Origin of the sequence: Xanthobacter luteus (genome assembly GCF_040049235.1) — a bacterium.
In the GTDB taxonomy this organism is placed as follows: domain Bacteria; phylum Pseudomonadota; class Alphaproteobacteria; order Rhizobiales; family Xanthobacteraceae; genus Xanthobacter.
Genome location: NZ_JBDZDO010000001.1, coordinates 886,405 through 904,575 on the forward strand (window position 1 = coordinate 886,405; position 18,171 = coordinate 904,575).

17 protein-coding genes are annotated in these 18,171 nt (G+C 70.1%); 12 read left to right on the top strand and 5 right to left on the bottom strand.

Annotated features, from left to right (window positions below; genetic code table 11):
• Positions 1–2 precede the first annotated feature (2 nt).
• From kdpB to ABLE88_RS04275, 4 genes are read left to right on the top strand one after another with little or no spacing between them, the layout of a single operon-like run.
• Entirely contained in the window at positions 3–2,045 is a 2,043-nt protein-coding gene (gene kdpB / locus ABLE88_RS04260) for a potassium-transporting ATPase subunit KdpB (RefSeq protein ID WP_348830214.1), read from the top strand.
• 14 nt (positions 2,046–2,059) lie between these two features.
• A complete protein-coding gene (gene kdpC, locus ABLE88_RS04265; RefSeq protein WP_348830215.1) occupies positions 2,060–2,650 on the top strand; it encodes a potassium-transporting ATPase subunit KdpC in 591 nt (196 codons plus the stop codon).
• Positions 2,651–2,668: 18 nt separating this feature from the next.
• Positions 2,669–5,392, top strand: coding sequence for an ATP-binding protein (locus ABLE88_RS04270; protein ID WP_348830216.1), 2,724 nt, complete (start codon positions 2,669–2,671; stop codon positions 5,390–5,392).
• A complete protein-coding gene (locus ABLE88_RS04275) occupies positions 5,389–6,090 on the top strand; it encodes a response regulator (RefSeq protein WP_348830217.1) in 702 nt (233 codons plus the stop codon). The genes ABLE88_RS04270 and ABLE88_RS04275 overlap by 4 nt, the downstream gene beginning before the upstream one ends.
• 223 nt (positions 6,091–6,313) lie before the next feature.
• Here ABLE88_RS04275 and ABLE88_RS04280 read toward each other — a convergent pair whose 3' ends face one another.
• Positions 6,314–6,697: a helix-turn-helix domain-containing protein gene (locus ABLE88_RS04280; RefSeq protein WP_348830218.1), complete on the bottom strand. Its 384-nt coding sequence runs from the start codon at positions 6,695–6,697 to the stop codon at positions 6,314–6,316.
• Positions 6,698–6,735: 38 nt separating this feature from the next.
• On the opposite strand from ABLE88_RS04280, the gene ABLE88_RS04285 reads away from it, so the two are divergent.
• From ABLE88_RS04285 to ABLE88_RS04315, 7 genes are all read left to right on the top strand, one after another.
• Positions 6,736–6,873 (top strand): hypothetical protein, encoded by a 138-nt coding sequence (locus ABLE88_RS04285; protein WP_348830219.1) that lies wholly within the window; start codon positions 6,736–6,738, stop codon positions 6,871–6,873.
• Between the two features lie 455 nt (positions 6,874–7,328).
• Complete coding sequence (locus ABLE88_RS04290) at positions 7,329–8,486, top strand: trans-sulfuration enzyme family protein (RefSeq protein ID WP_348830220.1); 1,158 nt, start codon at positions 7,329–7,331, stop codon at positions 8,484–8,486.
• An 11-nt stretch (positions 8,487–8,497) separates the two neighbouring features.
• Positions 8,498–9,241 carry a TIGR04282 family arsenosugar biosynthesis glycosyltransferase gene (locus tag ABLE88_RS04295; RefSeq protein ID WP_348830221.1) on the top strand — a complete coding sequence of 248 codons (744 nt, stop codon included), beginning with the start codon at positions 8,498–8,500 and terminating at the stop codon, positions 9,239–9,241.
• Entirely contained in the window at positions 9,241–9,993 is a 753-nt protein-coding gene (locus ABLE88_RS04300) for a glycosyltransferase family 2 protein (protein WP_348830222.1), read from the top strand. Before ABLE88_RS04295 ends, ABLE88_RS04300 begins: the two co-directional genes overlap by 1 nt.
• Before the next feature lie 18 nt (positions 9,994–10,011).
• The gene (locus ABLE88_RS04305) at positions 10,012–11,082 is read left to right on the top strand and encodes an NAD-dependent epimerase/dehydratase family protein (RefSeq protein ID WP_348830223.1); all 1,071 of its coding nucleotides are present in this window, start codon (positions 10,012–10,014) and stop codon (positions 11,080–11,082) included.
• Entirely contained in the window at positions 11,079–11,447 is a 369-nt protein-coding gene (locus tag ABLE88_RS04310) for a DMT family transporter (RefSeq protein WP_348830224.1), read from the top strand. Before ABLE88_RS04305 ends, ABLE88_RS04310 begins: the two co-directional genes overlap by 4 nt.
• Positions 11,448–11,692: 245 nt before the next feature.
• Positions 11,693–12,328 (top strand): NrsF family protein, encoded by a 636-nt coding sequence (locus ABLE88_RS04315; protein WP_348830225.1) that lies wholly within the window; start codon positions 11,693–11,695, stop codon positions 12,326–12,328.
• Positions 12,329–12,687: 359 nt separating this feature from the next.
• Here ABLE88_RS04315 and ABLE88_RS04325 read toward each other — a convergent pair whose 3' ends face one another.
• The 3 genes from ABLE88_RS04325 to ABLE88_RS04335 form a co-directional block, all read right to left on the bottom strand.
• Positions 12,688–14,721 (bottom strand): hypothetical protein, encoded by a 2,034-nt coding sequence (locus ABLE88_RS04325; RefSeq protein WP_348830226.1) that lies wholly within the window; start codon positions 14,719–14,721, stop codon positions 12,688–12,690.
• A gap of 61 nt (positions 14,722–14,782) precedes the next feature.
• On the bottom strand, positions 14,783–15,574 hold the full coding sequence (locus ABLE88_RS04330) for a molybdopterin-dependent oxidoreductase (RefSeq protein WP_348830227.1): 792 nt from the start codon (positions 15,572–15,574) through the stop codon (positions 14,783–14,785).
• 11 nt (positions 15,575–15,585) lie between these two features.
• Positions 15,586–16,230 (bottom strand): cytochrome b/b6 domain-containing protein, encoded by a 645-nt coding sequence (locus tag ABLE88_RS04335; protein ID WP_348830228.1) that lies wholly within the window; start codon positions 16,228–16,230, stop codon positions 15,586–15,588.
• Between the two features lie 106 nt (positions 16,231–16,336).
• Between ABLE88_RS04335 and ABLE88_RS04340 the strand changes: the two genes are divergently transcribed.
• Positions 16,337–16,822, top strand: coding sequence for a PRC-barrel domain-containing protein (locus tag ABLE88_RS04340; protein ID WP_348830229.1), 486 nt, complete (start codon positions 16,337–16,339; stop codon positions 16,820–16,822).
• 50 nt (positions 16,823–16,872) lie between these two features.
• On the opposite strand, the gene mtnK is transcribed toward ABLE88_RS04340, so the two are convergent.
• A complete protein-coding gene (gene mtnK, locus ABLE88_RS04345) occupies positions 16,873–18,138 on the bottom strand; it encodes an S-methyl-5-thioribose kinase (protein WP_348830230.1) in 1,266 nt (421 codons plus the stop codon).
• Positions 18,139–18,171 lie beyond the last annotated feature (33 nt).

Here is an 18,171-nt window from a genome sequence, read left to right on the forward strand (position 1 = left end):
CCATGAGCAAGCATTCCCCCGTCGAATTCGGCCTCCTCGCGCCCGAGATCATCGGCCCTGCCGCGCTCCAGGCGCTGCGCAAGCTCGACCCGCGCAGCCTCGCCCGCAACCCGGTGATCTTCTCCACCGCCGTGGTGAGCCTCATCGCCACCATCCTGGTGGTGCGCGAGGGGCTGGCGGGCGGCCCGTCCTTCCTCATCGGGCTGCAGATCGCCGTCTGGCTCTGGTTCACGGTGCTGTTCGCCAACTTCGCCGAAGCCGTGGCCGAGGGCCGCGGCAAGGCGCGGGCCGACGCGTTCCGCGCCACCAAGTCGTCCGCCAAGGCCAAGGTGCTGGTGAACCCCAGGGACCGCACGGTCTCTCGCGACAGGGACATCGAGCGCGTGGAGCTCGGCGAGCTGATCCTCGTGGAGGCGGGCGACACCATCCCCACCGACGGCGAGGTGGTGGAGGGCGTCGCCTCGGTGGACGAGAGCGCCATCACCGGCGAGAGCGCGCCGGTGATCCGCGAATCCGGCGGCGACCGCTCGTCCGTCACCGGCGGCACCCGGCTGGTCTCCGACTGGCTGGTGGTGCGCGTGACCGCCAAGCCGGGCGAGACCTTCCTCGACCGGATGATCGCCCTCGTGGAAGGCGCCAAGCGCCAGAAGACGCCCAACGAGATCGCCCTCGACATCCTGCTCGCGGGCCTCACTCTGGTGTTCCTGCTGGTGGTGGTGACGCTGCCCTTCTTCGCGGCGTGGTCCGGCACCACCATCCCCGTGGTCTATCTCGTGGCGCTGTTCGTCACCCTCATCCCCACCACCATCGGCGGCCTGCTCTCGGCCATCGGCATCGCCGGCATGGACCGGCTCGTGAAGGCCAACGTGGTCGCCAAGTCGGGCCGTGCGGTGGAGGCGGCGGGCGACATCGACGTGCTGCTCCTCGACAAGACCGGCACCATCACCTTCGGCAACCGCATGGCGGACGCGTTCGAGCCGGCGCCCGGCGTCAGCGAGCGGGACCTGGCGCAAGCCGCCTTCCTCGCCTCCCTCGCCGACGACACGCCGGAGGGCAAGTCGATCGTCGATCTGGCGCGGCGCAAGTTCGGCCTCGACCCGGACTTGGACGCGGGCGCCCAATTCGTCCCCTTCAGCGCCCACACCCGCATGTCCGGCGTCGATCTGCCCGGCGGAACCTCGATCCGCAAAGGCGCCTCCGACGCCATGGCGGCGCTCTCGGGCGCCCCGCTCAGCCCGGCGGTGGACCAGATCGTCAAGCGCATCGGCTCGTCCGGCGGCACGCCCCTGGTGGTGGCGAAGGACAAGCGCGTGCTCGGCGTCATCCACCTGAAGGACGTGGTCAAGCCGGCGATCCGCGCGCGCTTCGCCGAGCTGCGCCGCATGGGCATCCGCACGGTGATGATCACCGGCGACAACCCGCTCACCGCCGCCGCCATCGCCGCCGAGGCGGGGGTGGACGACTTCCTTGCGGAGGCGACGCCGGAGAGGAAGCTCGAGTTGATCCGCCGCGAGCAGGCGGAAGGCCGCCTCGTCGCCATGTGCGGCGACGGGTCCAACGACGCGCCGGCGCTCGCCCAGGCGGACGTGGGGGTGGCCATGAACACCGGCACGCCGGCCGCCAAGGAGGCCGGCAACCTGATCGACCTCGACAGCGATCCCACCAAGCTCATCGAGATCGTCATGGTCGGCAAGCAGCTGCTCATCTCGCGCGGCGCGCTCACCACCTTCTCGGTGGCCAACGACGTGGCGAAATACTTCGCCATCCTGCCCGCGCTGTTCGTGGCGGCCTATCCGGGCCTCGGCGTGCTCGACGTGATGGGGCTGGGAACCCCGCAATCGGCGATCCTGTCCGCCGTCATCTTCAATGCGCTCGTCATCGTGGCGCTCATTCCCATCGCGCTCAAGGGCGTCGCCTACAAGCCCGCCCCCGCCGCGACGCTTCTCGGACGCAACCTGCTGGTCTACGGGCTCGGCGGGCTCATCGTTCCCTTCATCGGCATCAAGGCCATCGACCTGCTCGTCGATCTGCTTCATCTGGCCTGAGAGGACGCACGGTCATGAACAGCTATCTTCGCCCGGCTCTGGTGCTCCTCGTGCTCTTCGGCGCGCTCACCGGCATCGCCTATCCGCTCGCCGTCACCGGCCTCGCCCAGGCGATGTTCCCCGGCGCGGCCAACGGCTCGCGGGTCACGGTGGACGGACGGGTGGTGGGCTCGGCCCTGGTCGGCCAGGCGTTCACCTCGGACCGCTACTTCCACGGGCGGCCGTCCGCCACCACCGGCGCCGACCCGCAGGACCCCGCGAAGAGCGTGGACAGCCCCTACAATGCGGCAAGCTCCACCGGCTCGAACCTCGCGCCGAGCTCGGCGGCGCTCGCCGATGCCGTCAAGGCGCGGGTCGAGGCCCTGGGCGGCGGACCGGTGCCGGGCGATCTCGTGACCGCCTCGGGATCGGGGCTCGATCCCGACATCTCGCCGGCGGCGGCGGCGCTCCAGGTGGCGCGCGTCGCCAAGGCTCGGTCCCTGCCGGAGGACGAGGTGCGCGCGCTCGTGAAGCGCCATACCATGGGCCGCACCTTCGGCCTCCTCGGCGAGCCGCGCGTCAACGTGCTGGCGCTCAACCTCGCCTTGGATGGCCTGAAGCGGTGACGGGCTAGGTGTAGATTGATGCCGACCACCTCCGAGGAGCGTCCAGCGCCCGAAGCCTTCCTCGAGGAGGCGCGGACCGAGGAGCGCGGCCGCGGCGGGCCGGGGCACCTGAAGGTCTTCCTCGGCGCCTCCCCCGGCGTGGGCAAGACCTTCGCCATGATCGAGGAGGCGCGCTCGCGGCAGCTCGCGGGCGTCGACGTGGTGGTGGCCCTGGTGGAGACCCACGGCCGGTCGGAGACCGCGGCGTTGCTCGGCACCCTGGAGCAGTTGCCGCGCCGGTCGGTGGAGTATCGCGGCCAGAGGCTGAGCGAGCTCGATCTCGATGCGCTCCTCGCGCGCCGGCCGCAGCTCGCCCTCATCGACGAGCTGGCCCACACCAACGCGCCGGGCTCGCGTCATCCCAAGCGCTGGCAGGACGTGCTGGAGGTGCTGGACGCCGGCATCGACGTGACCACCACCCTCAACATCCAGCACATCGAGAGCCTCAACGACATCGTCTCCCGGATCACCGGCGTGCGGGTGAGCGAGACGGTGCCGGATCACGTACTCCAGCGCGCCGACGACATCGAGCTGATCGACCTGCCGCCGGAGGAGCTGATCAAGCGCCTCAAGGACGGCAAGGTCTACGTGCCCCAGCAGGTCGGCCAGGCGCTCGAGAACTTCTTCTCCAAGGGCAATCTCACGGCGCTGCGCGAGCTGGCGCTGCGCACCGCGGCGAGCCGGGTCGACGCCGAGATGCTGGCCTACATGCGGGCCAATGCGGTGAAGGGGCCGTGGCCGACCGAGGAGCGCCTGCTGGTCTGCGTCAACGAGGCGCCGGTGGCGAAAACCCTGGTGCGGGCGGGGCGGCGCATGGCGGACCGGGCCAAGATCCCCTGGATCGTCGCCACGGTGCTCACGCCGCGCCACGAGACCCTGCCGGCGGACGCGCGCGCCGCCACCATGGACGCGCTGCGCCTCGCGGAGACGCTGGGCGCGGAGACCGTCACCCTCCACGCGGAATCCGACGCGGTCGCCGAGCTCCTGCGGTTCGCCAGGGGCCGGAACGTCTCCCGCGTGGTCATCGGCCGCCCCCGCGCCCGTGACGCCTGGTGGGGGAAGCTGGCCGGGCTGTTCCGCGAGCCGGTGGCCGACCGCCTTTTGGACACGGCCACCGATTTCGAGGTGACGGTCGTCACCCCCCACGGTCCGCTCGACCGGCGCGCCAAGGCGCGCGCGCCGCTGATCCGGCCGGACTGGCGCGGCTATGTGGCGGCGATGACCGCCATCGCGCTGGCGAGCCTCGTTGCCTGGCCCATCGGGGTGTGGGACGCGATCCCGGGCGGCGCGGTCTCCGCCATCTATCTCACCGCGGTGCTGGTGGTGGGCGCGAAATACGGGCTCGGCGCCTCGCTGGTGGCCACCGCGCTCGGCTCGATGGCCTACAATTTCCTGTACACTGAGCCTTATTTCACCCTCGCCGTGAGCAATCCCGAGGACGTGGTGTCGATCCTCGTCTTCCTCGTCGGCGCGGTGTTCACCGGAACCCTCGCCGGCCGGCTGAAGGCCCAGGTGGAGAGCATGCGCGCAGCCCAGCGGCGCACCGAGACGCTCTACGACTTCGCCCGCAAGATAGCCTCCGCGAGCCAGGCCGACGACGTGCTGTGGGCCGCCGCCTATCACATCGCGGCGACGCTCGACTGCCAGTCCCTGATCCTCATGCCCGACCCGTCGGGGACCCTGGAACAGGTGCAGGGCCATCCTTCCATCGAGGAGCTCGACGCCCGCGCCGAGGGGGCGGCGCGCTGGGCCTACGAGCGCAATGCGCCGGCCGGCTCCGGCACCGCCACCCTTCCCATGAGCGAATGGCTGTTCGTGCCGCTGGCCGCGGGCGACAGGCCGCTCGGCGTCATCGGCGTGCGGTTCCGCGACCGCACCCGCAGCCTCGATCCCGAGACCCGGCGCCTGCTGCTCGCGGTGGAGGACCAGGTGGCCGTGGCGGTGGAGCGGGTGCGTCTTGCCGAGCAACTGGCCGATGCCCGCGTTTCGGCGGAGAGCGAGCGGCTGCGCGGCGCGCTGCTGAATTCCGTGAGCCACGATCTGCGCACCCCGCTCGCCACCGTCATCGGCACCGTCTCCTCGCTCGCGGAGGACAAGGGAACCCTCAGCGGCGACGACCGGCGCGAGCTGATCGGCACCGCCCTCGACGAGGCGCGCCGGCTCGATCGCTACGTGCAGAACCTGCTCGACATGACCCGGCTCGGCCATGGGGTCCTGAGCCCCAAGCGCGCGCCGGTGGACCTTGCCGAGATCGTCGGGCGCGTGCGCACCGATCTGTCCCGCATCCTCGCGGGCCACCGGCTCGAGGTTCAGATCCCGCGCGACCTGCCCATGCTGAACGTGGACCCGGTGCTGATCGGCCAGGCGCTCACCAACGTGATCGAGAACGCCGCCAAATATGCCCCGCCGGGCACCGCCATCACCCTGGCGGCCCGAGCCGAGGGCGGCGAGGCGCAGGTCACCGTCACCGACCAGGGGCCGGGCATCCCCGAAGGCGAGCGGGAAAAGGTGTTCGACCTGTTCCACCGCGTCACCCAGGGCGACGGGCGGCCCGCCGGCACCGGCCTCGGCCTTGCCATCGTGCGCGGCCTCGTGGAGGCTCACGGCGGCACGGCAAAGGCGCTGGAGGGCCCAGGCGGGCAAGGCGCGAGCATCGCCCTGCGGCTGCCTCTGGCCGCGGCGCCCATCGACGATGGCACATGACGGACCTCGACACGCACCGCGCCCGCATCCTCGTGGTGGAGGACGACGCGCCGATCCGCCGCTTCCTGCGCATCGCTCTCGGCAGCGGCGGCTACGAGGTGGCCGAGGCCGAGCGCGGACGGCAGGGGATCGAGCTTGCCGCCACCTCGGCCCCAGACTGCGTGGTGCTCGACCTCGGCCTGCCGGACATGGACGGCAAGGCGGTGATCGCCGCCATTCGCGAGTGGTCGCGCGTGCCGATCCTGGTTCTGTCGGTGCGCGACCAGGAGGCCGAGAAGATCGCGGCTCTGGACGCGGGCGCCGACGACTACGTCACCAAGCCGTTCTCGGTCGGCGAGCTGCTGGCGCGCCTGCGGGCGCTCCTGCGCGCCCGGCTCGACCGCGCCGCCGAGCCCGCCGAGCAGATGCTCGGGGCCCTCGTGGTCAATCTCGCGAACCGCACGGTGCGGGTGGACGGGCGCGAGGTGAAGCTCACCCGTAAGGAGTTCGACGTTTTGGCGCTGCTGGCACGCCATCCCGGGCGGCTGGTCGCCCATCGCCAGTTTCTCGCCACCGTCTGGGGCCCGGCCCACCTGGACGACACCCATTACCTGCGCATCGCCATCGGCCACATCCGCGAGAAGCTGGGCGACGATGCCGCCGACCCGCGCTTCATCATCACCGAGCCCGGGGTGGGCTACCGGTTGAAGGACGATTGACGGCGTGGCGCGGTCGGCCTGCCGGAGCGCACCGACCTTGCCCGGGGGCGAAGCATGAGCGGCCGGCTCCCAGGTCGCGCGGCCTTCGATGCGGACGGGCGGAACAGAGGCGTGCCGACAATCCTTCCGCCTGCGGGCATCGGGCATGTCAGCAAAGCTGAGCGGCTGGCCTGACAAAACAGGGAGCGCCAGACAAGAGCGCATCACGCCCGGCGCGGCAGCCTTAGCGCCGCGTCTCGCGCGCGCCCTTCATCTTGCGGACGATGGTGGACTTGCTCACCCCGAGATGGCGCGCCGCGGCCCGCGTGGTGGGGAAACGCCGCAGGGCGCCCTCTATGAGCGCGGCTTCAAAGCGGCGCACCTGTTCGCCGAGGCCCAGCCCCTCCACGCCAAGCGGCTCGACGCCCGGCCCTTCGGGGCGTTCGACAGCCGGCTGCGCCGGGGCAATCGCCAATTCATCCGCCTCGATCACCGCGCAGTTTCCGGTCGTCAACCCCGCCATTGCCAGCGTGCCGATCGGCTTCCTCGGTGCAATCCTTGGCGCGATCCTGCCGCGATGCGATCCCCTGTTGGAAGCGCAGTTCGATGAAGTCGTCTTGCGGGCCAACACCGGCCTGCGCGACGAGACATCGGCCGACCCTTACCATGTTCAAGGCGCTCAGGATGCAGGAGGAGGCCTACGCCGAGGCGGCGGATTTCGCCGTGCAGACGCTCTCTCAATTGCCGCAGCTGGTCGTCGCCGAGCAGGCGGGACCGATGCAGAAAGCGGGCGGCAGGGTCTGACGCGGCTCCCATGCGCGGGGGGACCGAGAGGATGGCGCGCAGACGCGAGCGGATCGGCATCGCCGCCGCCCTGTTCGCCGCGGTCTCGGTCCTCGCCCCGCGGGGCGGGGCGCGGACATCGGAGCCGGCGGACATTCCCCTTGTGGCACCCCTTGTCCTCGGCTGCGGCGGGCCGAGCGGCCCGCCCGCGCGCAGCCGCGCCATCGCCGCGGCCCCATGACCTGCCGGGCGCCCGTGGTCCGGTCCGACCCTTCCGGCGCGTTGCCTTGGGCCGATCCGGCGCGTCCGGCGATCCGGCGGCGCGCTCCGCGGCCGCGCCCAATGCCGGTCCGTCCCAAAAATGGAGGCGCGCTGTAACGAAGTGGCTCCTCCCCGCGTAGAGGACACAGGATGCCGCCGGCCGCGGGCCGGGGCGCATCACGTTTGACTCTGGCCGCTCACCGATCGCAGGTGCCATGGACGACCGTCCCTCCAGCCCCTTTCAGCCCCGGACCGTGGCCACCCGCGCCCTCGGCGTCGGACGGCCGCCGTCGACCGCGCTGACGCCCTCGATCGACGTGAGCACCACCTACGTGCGGGATCCCGACAATGGCTACAGCTCCGGCCACGTCTACGGCCGCAAGGACAATGCGACGGTCCAGCAGGCCGAGCGGCAGATCGCCGAGCTCGAACATGCGCGGGACGCCGCTCTGTTCGGCTCGGGCATGGCGGCCGCCATCGCCGTGTTCACGGCCCTGCCGCAGACCCACATCGTGGCGCCGCGCGACATGTATTGGGGTCTGCGCGTGTGGCTGCAATCCCCCCACCGCCACCGTCACGAGGTGAGCTTCGTCGACATGTCGAGGCCCGACGAAGTTCGGTCGGCCCTTCGCGCCGGCAAGACCGGGCTGGTCTGGATCGAGACCCCGAGCAACCCGCTCTGGACCGTGACCGACATCGCCGCCGTGGCCGATCTCGCCCACCGGGCCGGGGCGATGGTCTGTGCCGATTCCACCGTTGCCACGCCGGTGCTGACCAATCCGCTGGTCTTCGGCGCCGACCTCGTGATGCACTCCGCAACCAAGTATCTCAACGGCCATTCGGATGTGGTCGCGGGCGCCTTGGCGAGTGCCGACCGTTCGGAACTCTGGTCGCGCATCAAGGACATGCGCGACCAGCAGGGGGCCGTGCTCGGCTCGTTTGACGCCTGGCTTCTGACGCGCGGGCTGCGCACGCTCGACCTGCGCGTAAAGGAACAGAGCCGCAGCGCCGCCTTGATCGCCGAGCGGCTGCGCGGACATCCGGCGGTCGGCGCGGTCCTGTATCCCGGACTGCCCGACCATCCCGGCCATGCGATCGCCGCACGGCAGATGCCGAGCGGTTTTGGCGGCATGCTGTCCCTGCGCCTGCGCGGCGGCGTTGCGGCAGCCATCACCGCCGCCGCCCGGGTTCAGCTGTGGCGCCGCGCGACCTCGTTCGGCGGCATCGAAAGCCTCATCGAGCACCGCGCCTCGATCGAGGGGAAAGGCTCGCCCTGCCCCGACGACCTGCTGCGGCTTTCCGTCGGCCTGGAAGACCCCGGCGACCTGTATCGCGACCTTGCCGGCGCGCTCGACCTTGTGACCCACATGTGAGGATGCGCATCATGTCTGCCGTCGCCGTGGCCATCATCTGCAAGACGCCCGCGCCGGGCAAATCCAAGACCCGCCTGTCGCCGCCCTTGCGCCCCGAGGAATGCGCGGAAATCTCCGCCTGTTTCATTGCCGACCTTTCCGCCACCATCGCGGAGCTTGCCGCCGAGGGCGAGGCGGAGGGCTATGCCGTCTATACGCCGGCGGGAACGGAAGACGCTTTGAGCCGACTGCTCCCGCCCGATTTCGGACTGGTGCTTCAGGGCGAGGGCGATCTCGGCCGGCGGCTCGACAAGGGCATCGCCGACCTGCTCGCGCGCGGACATGCGGGCGCCATCCTCATCAATTCCGACAGCCCCACCTTGCCGAAAGCGGTGCTCCGGCAGGCGGTCGACGCGCTGAAAGGCGGCGACCGGGCGGTCCTCAGCCCGGCGCTGGACGGCGGCTACACCTTCGTCGGCCTTTCCCGCGCGCATCCGCAGCTGTTCACGGACATTCCGTGGAGCACATCGGAGGTGTACCGGTTGACGCTGGAGCGGGCCCGCGACATCGGTCTGCCGGTTGTCGAGCTCGCGCCCTGGTACGACGTGGACGACGCCGCATCCTATGCGCTTCTGGAGCGGGAGCTGGACGGTCTGCCGCTGGCCTTCGCGTCCGCCGACCTCGCGCGCCAGCCCGCGGCGCGCACAGCCGCTTTCGTGCGACGCCGGCGCGCCGCTCTGGCCGCGCCGCAACCCGCGCGGGCAGGTGCGGCATGATGGAGCAGGGCGCTCTGCGGCGTGTCGCCGTCATCATTCCCTGCCTGGACGAAGAAGCGGCCATCGGGGCGGTGGTGCGCGACGTGCTGGCCGAGGGGGTCGGCGAGGTGATCGTCGTCGACAACGGCTCGCGTGACCGCACGGCCGAGCGGGCGGCCGCCGCGGGGGCGCGCATTGTATCCGAGCCGGTGCGCGGCTACGGCCGCGCCTGCGCCACCGGGCTCGCCGCGGTCGGCGCCGGGAGCGACATCGTCTGCTTTCTCGACGGCGATGGCAGCGACGTGCCTGCCTTCCTGCCCTTGGTGGTGGCGCCCGTGTTGGCCGGCACGGCGGATTTCGTGATGGGCTCGCGGCTGCGCGGCCGGCGCGAACCCGGGTCCATGACGCCCCAGCAACTTGTCGCGGGCCGGCTCGCCGGCGTGCTCCTGCGCCTGACCTACGGCGTGCGCTTCACCGACATGTCGCCGCTGCGGGCGATGCGGACCGACCATCTCGTCGCGCTCGGCATGCGCGAGCAGACCTATGGCTGGAATCTGGAGATGCAGATGCGCGCGGCAGGAGCCGGCCTGCGCTGCCTGGAAGTGCCGGTCGATCACCGCTGCCGACGCGGTGGGCAGTCGAAGGTCTCCGGCAATCTCGTCGCCGGACTGAGCGCGGCCTGGAAGATATCGACCACCTTCATGCGCTTGGCGCGGCACCAGCGCGCGGGACGACCGTCCGGGCCGGCGGTGGTGCCCGTGGCGCGCCGTTGAGCGATCAGGGAGAAAATCATGCGCGTCCTTCTCACCGGCGCCGCCGGCTTCATCGGCCAGCATGTGCTCGCCCAGCTGCTTGAGCGTGGCCACGACGTGCGGGCGCTGGATTCCCTGCGGCCGGACGTGCATCGTTCCGGGCCCGCATGGACGACGCCCCGCGGCGTCGAAACGCGGGTGGGCGACATGCGCGACGCGGCATTCGTCTCGCAGGCCGTACGCGGCGTCGATGCCGTCATCCATCTCGCCGCCAAGGTGGGATTGGGTGTCGATATCGACGACATGCCCGATTATGCGTCCTCCAATGATGTCGGCACCGCCGAACTGCTCGCCGCCATGGCGCGGGCGGGCGTGGCGCGGTTGACGCTGGCCAGCTCGATGGTGGTGTATGGCGAAGGCTTCGGCCAGTGCCCGGAGCATGGCGCCGTCCGGCCCGGACCGCGCGTCGAGCGCGCGCTCGCCGCCGGCGATTTCGAGCCGCCCTGTCCGGTGTGCGGCCGGCCGCTGGCCGTCGGGCTTGTGGCTGAGGAGACCTCGTTCGATCCGCGCAACGCCTATGCCACCAGCAAGGCGGCGCAGGAGTTCTACGCCGCCAACTGGGCGCGCGCGACGGGCGGCTCGGCGGCGATGATGCGCTACCACAATGTCTACGGTCCCGGCATGCCGCGCGACACACCCTATGCCGGCGTCGCTTCCATCTTCACCTCCGCGCTGCGGCGGGGCGAGGCGCCGAAGGTGTTCGAAGATGGTCGGCAGCGGCGCGACTTCGTGCATGTGCGGGACGTGGCGGCCGCCACCGTGCGCGCCTGCGAGCGGCCGGCCGAGGGCGTCAGAGCCTACAATGTCGGCTCCGGCGCCCCGCGCGCTGTGGGCGACATGGCCCATGCGCTGGCGCGCGCGCTGGACGGCCCGGCGCCGGTGGTGACCGGACAGTACCGGCTCGGCGACGTCCGTCACATAACCGCCGATTCGTCCCGGCTGCGGCGCGAACTCGGCTGGACCCCAACGGTCGACTTCGCCGACGGCATGGCCGAGCTGGCAGCCCTTTCGGCGGCGGAACCGGCACCACCGCGCGCGGCGCTAGGATGACACGGACCGCGGTGATCGGCCTGATTCTCGCCAGCGTGACGCTCAACGCGCTCGCGCAGATATTGTTGCGGATCGGAGCACGATCGGCGGCCCAGGCGGGGAACGGCTCGGTCCTCGCCGGCTTTGCGGACCTGGCCTTGCGCCCCACCATTCTGGCGGGACTGGCCTGCTATGGATTTAGCCTCCTTACTTGGCTCTACATCCTGGGCCGCATCGACGTCTCTTTCGCCTATCCGTTCCTCGCCCTCGGGTTCGTCCTGGTGGCGCTGGCGGGATGGCAGCTGCTCGGCGAGCCGATGTCCCCCGCCCGCGCGACGGGGATCGCCATCATCCTCGTCGGCGTGCTCGTGCTGGCGCGAAGCTAGCGGGATTTTGCCGCCACGCGGGATCCCGCCCGAGATCGCCTGGCACCTCGCGAAGACGCGGGCGGGGAAGTTCCCTCCGCGCAGCGGCGGCGCGGCGGCCGGAGCCCGCTGCGCCGCCGGCGGCGCCGTCGCGCGAACTGCCGCCACGGGCACCGTCCCGCAGCGCGGAGTCCCCTCCCCGAGGCTGTAACGAAAGCGCATCGTCCAGCGTATCTCCTCGTATGAGCGTGATGCGGGAGGCCGACGTGAAGACCGATGAACTCATCGAGCTTCTGGCCCAGGATGCCACCCCCGGCTGGCCCTTTCACTCGCTGTTCCTGGTGATGGCGACCGCCGCAGTCTTGATCGCGGGACTGGCCTTCTTTTCGTTCATCGGCGTTCGAACGGATTTCGAACACGCATTGAGAACGGTCCGCTTTCTTTTCAAGTTTGCGATCGCAATGCCTCTGGCAGCGGGAGCCACCGCCCTCGCCTTGGCGCTGGGGTGTCCCGGCGCGCGTGGCGGCTGGGCCCTGAGGGTCCTCTGCGCCGCTCCGCTGCTGCTCGCCGGTGCCGTCGCGCTCGAATTGGTGACGACGCCACCGGAGGCCTGGAAGGGGAGCATGATTGGCCACAATGCCCGCTTCTGCCTCACCCTCATCCCGTTGCTGGCATTGGGGCCGCTCACCTGCCTCATGGCCGTGCTGCGCCGGGGAGCGCCCACGCGACCGGGCCTGACGGGTGCCGTCGCCGGCCTGGGTGCCGCAGCCATCGCCGCGACGTTCTATGCCGCCAATTGCGACGATGACAGCCCGCTCTTCATGGCCTTGTGGTACCCCATGCCCCTCGCCCTGGTCTCGGCGGCGGGGTACGCCCTCGGCCGGCGCTTCCTGATGTGGTGATGCCATGAAGCGATCGTGCCGGTAGGTCGAGAAACGGGGCTATCCCCTTCTCGAAACCGGGGGGCGCGGCGTCCATGTCTCGGTAGCTCTCGCTGGCCATCTGATAGATGCCGGCGTGATCGAGCCGCCGCGATCCGGCAGACCCGCGGGTGAAGACGGGGTCCGGCAACGACCCGGCATGGTCGGGCCGTGCCAGCGCCGTCGCCGTCGCGGCCGCCGCCGCGACCGGCCCGACGCCGCAGATCAGCGGATCCATCCGCGCGCGCAACGCGGGTCCGTATTCGTGCGTCGTCGCCATGACGAAGAGCACCTTGCCATGATCGATGGACAGGATGTGCTGGCCGGGATCGTCCCCGTGGCTACCGGCGCCACCCCTTTGGGGTGGTGGACGGCGCCGGCCGCACCGGATCGCTCGAGGACGGCGTCGCAACGTACACGCGCCAGGCCCCGGGCTCGGTCACGGCCAGGCGATAAAGCGGGCTGTGCGCAAAGGGGTCGCGCGCCCAGGCTCCGTCGCGGGCGGTGATCAGGACGATCTGGCAGCCATAGGTCTCGGCCATCGCGCGGATATCGTCCGCGGATCCCGCGCCTGCGAACGTCCGCAGGAAGCGATCGGATATCGCGCCACGCCGCTGCGGCGAGAGCGGCGCGAAGGCAATCGCCAGTTCGTTGCCGGCGAAACAGGACCGGCGATCGGCCAGCAATGCCCAGGAAATGTTGACGGGCCACGGCGTCATGGTGGCGAACAGCGCCGGATTGTTCGCCACCCGCGCCTCCACCGATGCGTGGCGCCGCACCGCCGCCCACATGGCGGGCGCGCGTGCGAACCATGCGGCGTCGGTGGATACCTCACCCCGCGCATTGCCGGCAGCGATGCCGATGCCTCCCACGAGGCTCGCCGCGAAGCCGGCGAGTGCCAGCGTGGACGCGATCCGGCCGCGCCGTTCCATGAGACGCACCAGACCCGCCGCCGCCGCCGCCGTGAGCACCATCAGCCCCGGCAGCACCGCGCGCCAGCCGAGGTCGTTGTTCTCGCCGACCGTGCTGACCAGCAGCCAGCTCGCGGCCAGGCTGACCAGCGTGAGCAGCCCGAGCGCCCGCGCATCGCGGGCGGCAAGCGGGCCTGCGTCCCTTCCCGAGGTCAGCCGCCAGAGCGCCACCGCGCCGATGGGATAGATCAGCGGGAACTCGACCACCAGCAGCACCAGCCAATAAGCGGGGAGGTCGACAAGCCACCCGAAGCGCCCGGCGGCGTCCTCGGCGAGAACCGGGAACGGGGAGATGGCGACCGGGCTCGCGCCGCCGCGCATCATGCCGGCGTGATATTGCTCGACCAGAAGCGGGGCGGCGAGCGCCAGCGCCAGAGCCGCCGCGCCCAGCCCGGCGAGAAGGAAGCGCGGCACGCCGCCAGGCGGGACGCTGCGCAGCAGCAGGGGCAGCAGCGCCAGCATGGCGAGGGCCAGCACGACGCCGCCGACCCAGATCGAGCTTTGATAGGCACCGGTGCCCACCAGCCCCAACACGAGGGCCGTCAGCGCCCTTGGGGTTGCGGCGAGCCGCACCGCCAGGAGCGTGGCCATGACCAGGGCGCCGGCTGCCGCAACATGGTGCGGGCTCCAGCTCGACTGAAACAGCCAGCCGGCAAGGCCGGTTGCCGGACTGAGCACGCCCGCGAGCCGTTCTTGCCCGATCGCCCCCGCGAGCACCGAGCGCAGCGAGCCGGTGGCGCAGAGTGCGATGGCGAGCGCCGGGGCGCGGGGCGAGCGCGCGAAGCGCAGCGCCAGGGCGGCCATCAGCAGCAGCGTGGAGAATGCCGTGAACCAGCTCGCCGCGGCATCGGCCTCCCACCCGCGGGCACCGGTGAGAGCGGCGAGCTGGGCCGCGCCGAAGTGCCAGAAATAGTAGTAGGCGACACCCGCCGGCGCGCCCGGGGGACCGTAGAACGGATTGACCGGCGGCATCCCGTCCCGGACGATGGCGTCGATGAGCGCGATCTTCGAATGGTCGAAGATCGCCGGGGCCAGGGCGATGCCGGCGTGCGTCTCCTTCGGCACCACGGCCATCGCCGGCGCCAGCGCGAGGATGGCGGCGGCGAGATAGATCCAGACCGGCATGGCCGGCGTGTCGTCCGGCGCCTCGACGCGGCTCCTGTCGCCCAGCAAACAGGCGCCCACCACCAGGGCGAGCGCGGCCATGGTGCCGACGGTCGGGATGCCGCCCCACCGCGCCAGTTCCAGCGCCAGGGCGTTCAGCACGGTCCAGCCGAGCACCGGCGCGACCGGCAGCGCCAGGGCACGGTCGAATCCGAGAGCGCGCGCCAGCCCATAGCCCGCACCGGTCCACAGGACAAGGCCGACCGCAGCGGCCAGGAAGGTCGATCCGAACGAGAACATCACGGCTTGCTGGCCGCGCCATTCGGACGGCGAATCCGATGCGCGGTTCCTCCCGTCGCGCTCACAGGCCGCTGAACCAGTTGAAGCCCTGCTTCTCCCAGAACCCCTCCTGATAGGTGTTCGTCACCTCGATCGCCCGGATCCATTTGGGGTTCTTGAAGCCAAGCTTCACGGCGGTGCGCAGGCGCAGGGGCGCGCCGAACGGATCGGTGATCGGCTCGCCGGCATATTTGGTGGCGAGGATGGTCTGCGGGTGCAAGGCGGAGGCCATGTCGATGCTCTCCATATAGTCGTCCTGGCCGTGGAAGGCGACGTACTTGGCCGTCAGGTCCGCGCCGATGCGGGTCAGGAACTGCCGGAGATTGGGCCCCGACCACTGGCCGATATAGTCCCAGCCCTCCACGCAGATATGCTTGATGATCTCTTCCTGCTCGGGAAGGGCAGAGATCTGATCGAGACTCCACGGGCGCTTGTCGGCGATGAGCCCGCTCAGTTCCAGCTTCCAGCTGGCGAGGTCGACCGGCTTGACGTCCTCGATCTCGTAATAGGCGTTGAAGCGGGGCGGCTTGACCACCTGGTCGACGGAATAGGTCGGCGCCAGCTTGTTCGGATCGAAGATCGCGGCCTGCACCCAGTCATTGAACGCGGAGACCGTGCGCAGCGCGCTCTGCACCTGGCTCTGCTCGGCGATGTCGCAGCCCGTGAGCATCGACAGCGCGCCGAGGCTGACGGCGCCGCGCAGCAGCTTGCGCCGGTCGATCTCCTCGACCAGCGACCGGTTGTCCGTGAGGACCGCCTGGTCGGGACCGCGGCGCGGACGGAACAGCGAGGCCGGACGTCGCATGATGGCCATGGTTCGATCTCTCACCTGTTCGCGGCGGGGACCGACGCGGCGCGTCGGGCGGTGTCGTCGGCCACGCGGGGGCCGCCGGTGATCATGGCGATCAGCGTCTTCGGCACCAGCAGCGCCAGGGCGACATGCACGACCATGAACAGACAGATCGCGACCATGCCGAAGAAATGGGCCAGCCGCGCGCCCTGAAAATCATAGAACAGGGCGGTCAGGAAAGAGAACTGCACGGGCTTCCAGATCGCCAGCCCCGAGATCACCTGCAGGATGATGATCAGTATCACCCCGACATAGAGCGTCTTCTGCACGGCATTGTAGTGGGTGAGGTCGGCATGCTGCAGGCGGAAGCGGAGCGCGGCCAAGGCCTCGCGGAGGACGTCGCGCGGCGAGATTGGCAGCAGCAGGCGGCGGAACCGGCCCGATGCCAGGCCATAGGCGAGATAGGCGAGCCCGTTCAGCCCTAAAATCCACATGCCGAAGAAGTGCCACTGCAGGCCGTGCTGGGCCCAGGGGCCGAGCGTGATCGCATCGGGGAAGTGCAGAAACCCAAAGATAACTTCGTCATTATATATTTTCCAGCCGCTCATGATCATGATGATCATTGCGACCGCATTTATCCAATGCATAACCCTAACGACAACAGGATGCATTCTCTTCATTTCAGTTCTCTTTTCCGAATTCTGCAGAGCGCGATGCGAAATTTACTTGATGATAAAGAAGATTATCACTACACATCCGCCAACATCATTGAAGGAGATAGCCGTCATGCGCCGCGAATTTGCCTGTTCTCTGCTTGGGGTCTTGCTTCTCGGCGCCATGCCCGGAGCCGCCCGTGCCGACGAGCCGAAGCCGATGCGCGCGGAAGGCGGGGCGCACACCCTGCCGCGACCGGAGCAGAACGGGCTCACGCCGCAGCAGCGGATGGAGCGCCGCTTCCCGCAGAAGGTCCGGGTCGGCGATCTGATCGGCCTGCCGATGCAGGATTTCGACGACCGCGTGCTGGGTCACGTCGAGGCCGTCGTGCGCACCCCCGACGGCCACATCGTGCTGGTGATGCCGTACGGCGGGTGGTTCGGGCACGGCGCGCGCCCGGTCGGCGTGCCGATCGAGACCGTGGCCATCCTCGCCCGGCACCTCAACGTGCTGGACCTGCCACGGGAGGACTTCCCGAAGCTTCCAACGTGGAAGGCCGGCGAGGGAACGCCGATCCCGCCCGACGACATCATCCGGATCGCCATTTCCCGTCGCTGAACGGCGCCGGCCATTCGGCCGTGCATATGGGCCGGAGGACCGCGCGTCCGTCATAGGTCGTCGCCCTCCAGCCTGGCGATGAGCGTGCGCACCTGCCCGATGGTGGCGAAACGTCCGCGCTCGACCGCAAGGACCCGTCCGGCCCTCAGCGCCCGATGCTCGCAGCCGGCGCGCAGCGCCGCGTCCGTGATCGATTCGAATTCGGGGATATGGGCGAGACCGAGGATGCGGCGGTGGATCTCGATGCCGGAGAAGCCGACCGCGTCATGCCAGATGCCATCAATCATCGCGTTGAGCGCGAGCTCGCCGCCGACCGGGTCCGCCTGATCTTCGAACAGCTCCCGGCCGCCGAGAATGCCGTTGCGCTCGCAGCGCCACAGCCGCGTGAACTCCTCCACGAAGACGTTCCAGATCGTCTCTGCCGTGTCGAGTATCCAGCGGCGGTAGGCACGCGTCTCGCCATCGTCCGGACGGAGCCCGGGCTGGGCGAAGACCGCCATCCACAGATTGGCGAGCAGCGAGCCGATGTCGAAGCCCATCGGCCCATAGGTGGCGAACTCCGCGTCGATGACGCGGGTGTCCTCCTGGCAGACCATGATCGACCCGGTGTGCAGATCCCCGTGCAGCAGCGTCTGCGCGGTGCCGCAGAAGCGCGCCTTCAGCTCGAGCGCGGCGAGCTTCAGGTCGCGGTCGGCGCGGATGGCGGCGACCGCGTGGTCCAGCGCCGGGTTATGGCTGTTGCGCGCGCACTCGTGGAACGGATCGGTGAAAAACAGGTCCTCGGTGATGCCGCACAGTTCCACATTGCCGGCGAACACGGCGAGATCTGCCTTCCGCCGCGTCGTATCCATGGCCCAGTCGGACCCCCGGAACAGCGTCCGCGCGAGATAGCGCCCGAGCTGCCCGGCCATGAGCGGGAAGCGCTCTCCCGCCATCAGGCCCTTGCGCAGGATGACGTGAGGCCAAAGGTGCTCCATCACCTGGATCGCCTGGTGGCGATCGAAATGATAGATCGCCGGCAGGCGGCCGGGATCGCGGCTGTCCAGGCGCAGCAGCGCCTCATGCTCGAAGAAGGATCGGTCGAGCGACATGGGCCAGCTTTCGCCGACCACCCGCGCATAGGGTAGCGCCTGCTTGACCACCGCCGATCCGGCCCGCCCCTCGACGATGAAGACGAGGTTGAGATTTCCGTCACCGACCTCGCGCACCCGCCAATGCGCGGCCGGGCCCACACGCTCCATCATCGCCGGCAGAGCGCCCAGCCGGTCGACCAGAGAATCGGCATCGAGCGGCTCGTAAGGCGAATGAGTGAGCATCCCGGTCTCCGCATCCTTATGCGAAGGCCGACA

Coding starts and splice junctions, on each gene's coding strand:
- kdpB (WP_348830214.1), top strand. CDS start 3: ATGAGCAAGCATTCCCCCGTCGAATTCGGCCTCCTCGCGCCCGAGATC.
- kdpC (WP_348830215.1), top strand. CDS start 2,060: ATGAACAGCTATCTTCGCCCGGCTCTGGTGCTCCTCGTGCTCTTCGGC.
- ABLE88_RS04270 (WP_348830216.1), top strand. CDS start 2,669: ATGCCGACCACCTCCGAGGAGCGTCCAGCGCCCGAAGCCTTCCTCGAG.
- ABLE88_RS04275 (WP_348830217.1), top strand. CDS start 5,389: ATGACGGACCTCGACACGCACCGCGCCCGCATCCTCGTGGTGGAGGAC.
- ABLE88_RS04285 (WP_348830219.1), top strand. CDS start 6,736: ATGTTCAAGGCGCTCAGGATGCAGGAGGAGGCCTACGCCGAGGCGGCG.
- ABLE88_RS04290 (WP_348830220.1), top strand. CDS start 7,329: ATGGACGACCGTCCCTCCAGCCCCTTTCAGCCCCGGACCGTGGCCACC.
- ABLE88_RS04295 (WP_348830221.1), top strand. CDS start 8,498: ATGTCTGCCGTCGCCGTGGCCATCATCTGCAAGACGCCCGCGCCGGGC.
- ABLE88_RS04300 (WP_348830222.1), top strand. CDS start 9,241: ATGGAGCAGGGCGCTCTGCGGCGTGTCGCCGTCATCATTCCCTGCCTG.
- ABLE88_RS04305 (WP_348830223.1), top strand. CDS start 10,012: ATGCGCGTCCTTCTCACCGGCGCCGCCGGCTTCATCGGCCAGCATGTG.
- ABLE88_RS04310 (WP_348830224.1), top strand. CDS start 11,079: ATGACACGGACCGCGGTGATCGGCCTGATTCTCGCCAGCGTGACGCTC.
- ABLE88_RS04325 (WP_348830226.1), bottom strand. CDS start 14,721: ATGTTCTCGTTCGGATCGACCTTCCTGGCCGCTGCGGTCGGCCTTGTC.
- ABLE88_RS04330 (WP_348830227.1), bottom strand. CDS start 15,574: ATGGCCATCATGCGACGTCCGGCCTCGCTGTTCCGTCCGCGCCGCGGT.
- ABLE88_RS04335 (WP_348830228.1), bottom strand. CDS start 16,230: ATGAAGAGAATGCATCCTGTTGTCGTTAGGGTTATGCATTGGATAAAT.
- ABLE88_RS04340 (WP_348830229.1), top strand. CDS start 16,337: ATGCGCCGCGAATTTGCCTGTTCTCTGCTTGGGGTCTTGCTTCTCGGC.
- mtnK (WP_348830230.1), bottom strand. CDS start 18,138: ATGCTCACTCATTCGCCTTACGAGCCGCTCGATGCCGATTCTCTGGTC.